Below are 6,851 nucleotides of genomic sequence, written 5' to 3' on the forward strand. Positions count from 1 at the left end.
CTCTTGCTATTCACCGAGCACACCCTTGGTGGCGGTCTTGTCCGTGGCCCAGACCGCGGGGTCCTCGATCAGCTCGGTGGGCTTGCCGTTCCGGGACTTCTCGTCCCTGTCGCGCTGCGTCTTGGTGTGGGCTCCGGCGGGGGGTGCCGTGGCACCGGCCCGTGCGCCCGCTCCGGCGGCACCGGCCCGTCCGGCCGCCGCCGACGACGCGCCCGCCGTACCGGCCGCTCCGGTCCGCGCCGCCGCCTGGGCCGCCGCGGCACCGGGCCGCCCGGCCAGACGGCTGCCCGCCGTCGCGTCACGGACACCGCTGCGCCACGTCGCCGCGGACTCGCGCAGGGCGGTGGCCCGCCCCGCCAGTCCTCCGCCGCGCCCGGCACCGCGTCCGCCGGCGCCGCGCCCGCCGCCACCGTGGGCCGCCGCTCCCGGCGGCATCATGCCGCCGCGTGCACCGCCCATGCCGACGGCACCGGCACGGCCGCCGCCCGCTCCGACGGCGCCGCCGCCGGGGAACCGGCCGGCGCCCGCCATACCGGGACGGGTCATCCCCGGACGGGTGCCCGAGCGGCCCGCCGCCGCCGCGCCGGGCGGCGGGGTGTACGGGCGGCCGCCCTGGGCGGCCTGGTGCATGGCGATCGAGTTGGCGACCCGCGCCTGCCGCCCCATGTTCTGGAGGGCCTGCTGGGTCATCTGCTGGCGGGCGGGACCGGAGTTGGCGATGCTCGGCGGCATCAGGCCCCCGTACCCGGCACTGATGCCACCGCCGTTGCCGATGACCACGGGGACCAGCGCGCCCGCGCCCACGAGCCCGGGGATGATCCCCCCGCTGCCCGCGACCGCGCCGGGACCGTTGCCCAGACCTTCGTAGCGGCCCGAGTAGTCGGTCTCGTCGCCCCAGCCCTTGCCGGTGATCGGGTCGATCCACTGGCCGGTGGAAGGGTCGAACTCCCGGCCGGTCGCCGGATCGACGAGGTGGCCGGTGCTGGGGCTCTGCACCCAGCCCGCGAAGTCACCGCCCTCGGGACCGACGACGCTGGAGCCGGGGTAGTCGCCCGGCCCGATCGTCGAGCCGTTCGGGGCGACGTACCCCGCCCGGCCCCCGCCGGACGCGCGCCCCGACCGGCCGCCACCGGCTGCTCCGCCGACGAAACCGGCCGCCGCGGCACCGGCGATCACGCCACCACCGCCACCGCCGCCACCACCACCGGCGGTCGGCGCGACCCCGTCACCCGCGCCGCCCTCGGGCGCGGGCGGCGGCTCCTCGCCGATGACCCGGCCGAACTCGTCGCTGAGGTTGTCGAGAACGGTGAGCGCCTGGTTCTTCAGCTGGGTCTTCTGTATCTCGGCGGCCTCGGCGGCGCGGATGACCCCCATGCCGACGTCGATCACACGGACGCGTTCCTCAAGGTTCTGCTCGACCTCGAAGAACTCGTCGTCGAGCTGGAGCGCCTTCTCCGCGGCGCGCGCGGAGTGGTCCGCCGCCTGCTGGAGCTGGTCGGCGATCCGCTGCGCGGCCTGGCCCGCGCCCTCTGCCCAGCCGCTCGCCGCGGAGATGCGGTCGGAGAGTTCGAGCAGGCCGACACCCTCCTCGGCGGCGGTGTCGCCGGCGGTGCCGGCGAGGGCACCGCCCTCCCTGCCCGCCGCCGCCGCGAGGGCGCGCCAGGCACCCGCGGCCGCCTGCATGTGGATGTAGCGGGCGCTCAGGATCTTGTTGATCGCGTCGTTGAACGCTGCATCAGGCGATGCCATGTCAGCCCGCTCCCCAGTACTCGCCGCCCGGCGGGTAGTACGGCACCGGCGGCAGGTCCTCCAGCACGGAGGGGTGTGCCGCCTCCATGCTCCAGTCGAATTCGTTGAGATCGCGCACATCGACCTTGGACAAGGTCTGGCGCGACGCCTCGTCCGTGTCGAGGCCGATCCGCGCCGCGTTGGCGGCGCTCGTCTTGATGTCCTCCACGGTGACGCCGGCCCGCTCCAGCTCGCGGAGCATGGAGAGGGCCGCCGTCTCCAGCGCCGCGGCCGCCCGTTCGGCGTTCGGCACCGAACCGAACATCTCGCGGGCGGACGCGATCTGGGCAAAGCTCTGTTTCATGGACGCGAGACCATCGCGTCTGCCCGTGCCGTCCTCGGCGCCGTTGAAGCCGCCGATGTTCAACGTACCCATGGTCAGCGCTTCCCCTCGTGGGTATCAGGCGCCGCCCGCGGCAGCGCGTCGCATCCGGCCGCCGCCTTCCTGGCCGATGCTGGCGACGCGGTTCATGGCGTTCTGCTGATCGACGACGCTCTCGTCGAAGAGCCCGGCCTTCTGGCGGAACTCGGCGTCACGGGCTTGCAGCAGCGGGCCGACCTGCGGGTCGACCGAGCCGTTGTCCACGAGATGCTGGATGCCGCTGCGGACGCTCTCCCAGATGCGCTCCGACTCCTCGCGCTGGGCCCTCGCCATGTTGCCGAGTCCGTCGAAGCCCGACGTCTTGTACTCGATCACGGTTTCACCTTTCTTGGGCATGTGCGGCCGCGTCGGGGCGCGGCACGCGTGCTCGGGGTCAGATACCGGCGACGACGCCGGCGTCGGGGGAGATCGCGTTGATGTTGACGCCGTTCACGACGCCCTGGGACTGGAGGTCGGTCTCCTCGGCCTCCGTGATGACGATGCCGAAGTCGGTTTCCAGCTGCTCCAGGATGGCCTTCAGCGCGTCACCGGACTTGCCGAGGTCCCCGTAGTTCTCCACGGCCTGACCGGTGCCGGAGCCCCGGTAGGCTTCGTGGACCATGCTGCCCATGCCGGCGATCTGGCGGGCCGCCGTACCCATGTCGCGGTAGGCGGTCTGGAGGATGCCCTTGATCACCCGTGCGTCATCCGGATCGAGCTTGATCGTCTCGAACTCCATGCCTGTGCCTCACAGTCTCACTCGGCTTCCGGCGGCGGTCCACCCAGACATACGCCGCCGTATGTTGCTGACATGATTCACCACTTTCGGCGTCCGCGCAGCGGCCGGTGTGTATCAGTTCGGTAAGAAAACCGGGAACAGGAGGTCGGAATGGATCGGAAGGGACCTAGACCCGCGCGTACTTCTCGTCGATGCGGACGCGAAGGTGGCTGTTCTCCCTCGTGTTGAGGTTCTCCAGGATCGCCCGCGCCTGCATCTCCTGTGCTCGGGCGGCCTCCTCCCGTCCCAGACCGCGCAACGCGGTGGCGAGCCATGTGCGTTGCGTTGCGACCACGAACGGATCGAACGGTTGCTCCGCCGCGTGGCTCAACGCCCGTCCGGCCCAGCGGGCCGCTTCCTCGAATTCCCGCATCTCCAGGTGGTATTCGGCCAGCACGCCCGCCGCGATGGTCATTTCGTAAGGCAGCGTGAGCGAACCGTAGTTGTTCATCAATAAACGGTATGCCTCCGCGTGGTGCCCGAGGTGCAGGTGGCAGCGCGCGAGGTTGTTGACCACCTGCGGGCGCAGTCCCGGCAGCCCGGCCGCCCGCGCCTCGGCCAGGGCGCGTTCGGCCGCGTCCACGGCCTCGTCGAGACGGCCCGCCGACCCCAGGCAGGGCACCAGGTTGGTCATCACCGCGATGGCGTCGGCCCGTTCGCCGCACTCCTGGAAGAGCGCGATGCTGCGCCGCAGCAGCTCGGCGCCCTTCAGCCCCTCGCCGCGCTGCCCGGCGGCCTTGCCGAGCTGCCCGTACGCGACGGCCCGCGCGTACGTGTCGCCGCGCCGCGCGGCCACCCGCAGCACCACCTCGCACAGCCGCCGCTGCGCCCGCCAGCTCAGCCGCATGCCGAAGTACGTCTCCAGTGCGGACACCGCCTCCAGCGCGAAGTCCGACAGCGGGCGCCCGCTCAGCGCCGTCCCCTCGTCGTACTCCGGCTCCGACAGCTGCTCGGCCAGCGACAGGACATCCTCCAGCACCGCGTCGGCCCAGGGCAGCGACTCGTCCACGTCGGTGAAGAGCTGCCCGCTCGGGAACCGCCCCGCCCCGGCGCGGTAGCGCGCCCGGTAGCGGTCGGACAGGGCGAGCGGCGTGTTGACGCGGTGGAGCGAGCCGAGGTACCAGCGGGCCAGGCCGGTGAGTCCGGCGAGGGCGCGTTCCGCGGGGAGCCCGGCGGCCTGCCAGACGGACGCGGAGCGCACGAGGTCGTGCAGCGTGTACGCGCCGGGGCGCGGGCTGCTCGCTATCCGCGCGTCGGTCAGGCGGTCGAGCGCCTCCCTGGCCTCGCGCGCCGTGCTGCCGGTGAGCGCGGCGACCGAGCCGGGGCAGAACGTGCGGATGGCGGTGGCGCCCAGCAGCGGGAAGATGGCGGCGGCACGGCGGTCCTGCGGCTCGCGGCCCGAGGCGAGCTGCTCGATGCTGACCATCAGGCTGGCGCGGAGGTCCACGTCGTCGGCGGTCAGTTCGTCGGTGCGGCGGCGTTCGTCGCGCAGCAGGGCCGTCCAGTCGGCGACGCGCCAGTCGGGGCGGGCGGACATGCGGCCCGCGATGATGCGCAGGGCGAGCGGCAGGTGGCCGCAGAGGGCGGCGAGCGCGGCCCACTCGGCGTCGTCGCCCCGGTCGGCGGGCACTCCGGCGGCGGCCTGGAGGAACGTGACGGCGTCGGCCGTGGTCAGCGTGTCCAGGTGGACGTGGTGGCCGCCGCCGAGGCCGGTGAGCGTGGTCCTGCTGGTGACGACGGCGGCGCTGCCCGCCTCGGCGGGGAGGAGGGGCGCGACCTGGGCGGCGTCCAGGGCGTTGTCCAGCAGCAGGAGGACGCGGCGGCCTGCGAGGCGTTCGCGGTAGTACGCCCCGGCCGCGCGCGGGTCCTGCGGCATGTCCTTGCCGGGCGCGCCGAGCGAGGCGAGGAGGAGGCGGTGTGCCTCGGTGACGTCGAGCGGCGGGTTGCGCGGGTCGGCGCCGCGCAGGTCGATGTAGACGAGGCCGTCGGGGAAGTGTCCGGCGACCTCGCGCGCGGCGCGGACGGCGAAGGTCGACTTGCCGACTCCGCCGGGTCCGTCGACCAGGCAGACGGCGGGTGCGTCGAGTGCCTCGGTCAGCAGGCGGCGCGCCCGCGCCAGTTCCCCGGCGCGGGCGACGAAGGTGGCGATGCCGGGCGGGAATCCGGCGGTGGCGGTGGCTCTGCGGCGGCCGGCGGCCCGTGCCTTCTCGCGCTGCTCGACGGCGGCGAGGCGCAGTCCGTGCAGGGTGGCGCGGTCGTGGTCGTGGGCGGCCCGGTCGGGCAGGCCGCCCAGGGGTGTGCCGCGCCACAGGCCGAGGGCGCGGTCCACGGCCGCCGCCGCGCGGTCCGGGTCCTCGGCGGCGAGGGCGCGGGCGTGTGCCAGGGCGTCGCGGAGGCGGCCTATGTCGGTCTCGCGCGGCTCGGCGCGCAGGGCGTAGCCGCCGGGGACGGTGACGACGCGGCCCGGGGGCAGGGCGCGCCTGAGGCGGGCGACGGCGCCGCGTACGGCCGCCGCGGCGGTGCGCGGGGGACGTTCCGCCCAGAGGCGTGCGGCGAGTTCGCCGACGCTCACGGGCGCGCCCGGCCGCAGCGCGAGCGCGGCGAGCACGGTGCGTTGCGCGGGGGCGGTCAGGGCCACGGGGGAGCCGTCGTCGCCGAACACCTCGACCGGACCGAGCAGCCGTACGTCCAAGGGGGACCCCTCACCGACGCGGGACACAGAACGGGACCGGACGCGGGCACGCCCCACCCCGGGACCCGCGTTCACCGCGCCCGCACCTCGTGCCCTCACTGTACTTCCGCGCCCGGCGCGCGGAAGCGGCGGGAGCGGCCGCCATGGACGTCTTTTGCCGACAACTTCCGTGTGTGGCTGGACAGTTACAGGAAGATGTGCGGATCGGGAGCCCGTTCCGTACAACCTTTCCCGCCGCCGGTGCGTCCGGCGGCCGGCGGGCGGACCAGGACACGGTCCCGTGCATTTCCGGTCACAGGCGCGCCCCCGCGCGGTCAATCCCGGTCGGGACGCTTGAGGCCCCGGCGCGGCGTGGCACGTATCGGGTAACGGCTCGATCCGAAGGGACCGCCATGCGCGACGTCAGCCTTCCCGCCGCCCCCTCCCCCCGCCGGCGCCGTGCGGCCGTACGGGCGCTGCTCGCCGTCACGGCCGCCGCCGCGGCGCTGCTGCCCGGCGCGCCGCCCGCCGCGCCCGTTCCCGTTCCCGTTCCCGTTCCCGCCGTGGACCTGCCGACGACGCCGCTCGACTCGCTCGGCGCGATCCACACGCCGGAGGCCACCACGTTCCGCATCTGGTCCCCCGACAGCGCCGACGTGGCGGTGGAGGTGGGCGGCGGCACGCACGCCCTCGCGCCCGTGGAGCTGGACGGCTACAGCGACGTGTACGAGGCGGTGGTGGAGGGCGATCTGCACGACGAGCCGTACCAGTTCACGGTGGCGGGCCGCGACGTGCGCGACCCGTACGCCCAGATGGTCCGGCCGGGGACGACCGAGGGCGTCGTGGTGAACGCGGCGGCCGTCCAGCCCACCGGCGGCTGGGCCGCCACTCCGCCGCAGGAGAACCCCGAGGACGCGGTGGTGTACGAGCTGAGCGTCCGCGACTTCACCATCGACCCCAGCTCGGGCGTGCGGGAGGAGCTGCGCGGCACGTTCGGCGGGCTCACCGAGACCGGCACGCGGAACGGGGGCCTGACGACCGGCATCGACCACCTGAAGGAGCTGGGCGTCACGCACGTCCAGCTCATGCCGTCCTACGACTTCGGGACGCCGGTCCCCAACTGGGGCTACGACCCGGTGAACTACAACGTGCCGGAGGAGCAGTACTCGCGCTTCACCGGCGCCGAGGACCGCGTCCGCGAGTTCAAGGACATGGTGAACGCGTTCCACCGGAACGGCATCCGCGTGCTGATG

At 74.1% G+C, this 6,851-nt stretch carries 5 protein-coding genes and 1 pseudogene; 1 reads left to right on the top strand and 5 read right to left on the bottom strand.

Annotated elements, in window-relative coordinates; all coding sequences use genetic code 11:
* Positions 1-6: 6 nt before the first annotated feature.
* The 5 genes from ACL02R_RS02520 to ACL02R_RS02540 all read right to left on the bottom strand — a co-directional run bounded on the left by ACL02R_RS02520 (position 7) and on the right by ACL02R_RS02540 (position 5,619).
* Positions 7-1,749, bottom strand: a complete 1,743-nt coding sequence (locus ACL02R_RS02520; protein ID WP_412795141.1) for a hypothetical protein — start codon at positions 1,747-1,749, stop codon at positions 7-9.
* Position 1,750: 1 nt separating this feature from the next.
* Positions 1,751-2,164: a hypothetical protein gene (locus tag ACL02R_RS02525; protein ID WP_412795142.1), complete on the bottom strand. Its 414-nt coding sequence runs from the start codon at positions 2,162-2,164 to the stop codon at positions 1,751-1,753.
* 24 nt (positions 2,165-2,188) lie between these two features.
* Positions 2,189-2,485 carry a hypothetical protein gene (locus tag ACL02R_RS02530; RefSeq protein WP_412795143.1) on the bottom strand — a complete coding sequence of 99 codons (297 nt, stop codon included), beginning with the start codon at positions 2,483-2,485 and terminating at the stop codon, positions 2,189-2,191.
* A gap of 58 nt (positions 2,486-2,543) precedes the next feature.
* Positions 2,544-2,888, bottom strand: coding sequence for a hypothetical protein (locus tag ACL02R_RS02535; protein WP_412795144.1), 345 nt, complete (start codon positions 2,886-2,888; stop codon positions 2,544-2,546).
* A 166-nt stretch (positions 2,889-3,054) separates the two neighbouring features.
* Positions 3,055-5,619 (bottom strand): BTAD domain-containing putative transcriptional regulator, encoded by a 2,565-nt coding sequence (locus ACL02R_RS02540; RefSeq protein ID WP_412795145.1) that lies wholly within the window; start codon positions 5,617-5,619, stop codon positions 3,055-3,057.
* Between the two features lie 392 nt (positions 5,620-6,011).
* On the opposite strand from ACL02R_RS02540, the pseudogene ACL02R_RS02545 reads away from it, so the two are divergent.
* Positions 6,012-6,851, top strand: a pseudogene (locus ACL02R_RS02545) (hypothetical protein); the annotation flags it as partial.

It is taken from the genome of Streptomyces sp. MS19, assembly GCF_047200595.1.
Classification (GTDB): Bacteria; Actinomycetota; Actinomycetes; order Streptomycetales; family Streptomycetaceae; genus Streptomyces.

What these genes read in the sequence shown, in the direction of transcription:
- ACL02R_RS02535 (WP_412795144.1), bottom strand. Translation starts at nt 2,888, where the DNA reads ATGGAGTTCGAGACGATCAAGCTCGATCCGGATGACGCACGGGTGATC.
- ACL02R_RS02525 (WP_412795142.1), bottom strand. Translation starts at nt 2,164, where the DNA reads ATGGGTACGTTGAACATCGGCGGCTTCAACGGCGCCGAGGACGGCACG.
- ACL02R_RS02520 (WP_412795141.1), bottom strand. Translation starts at nt 1,749, where the DNA reads ATGGCATCGCCTGATGCAGCGTTCAACGACGCGATCAACAAGATCCTG.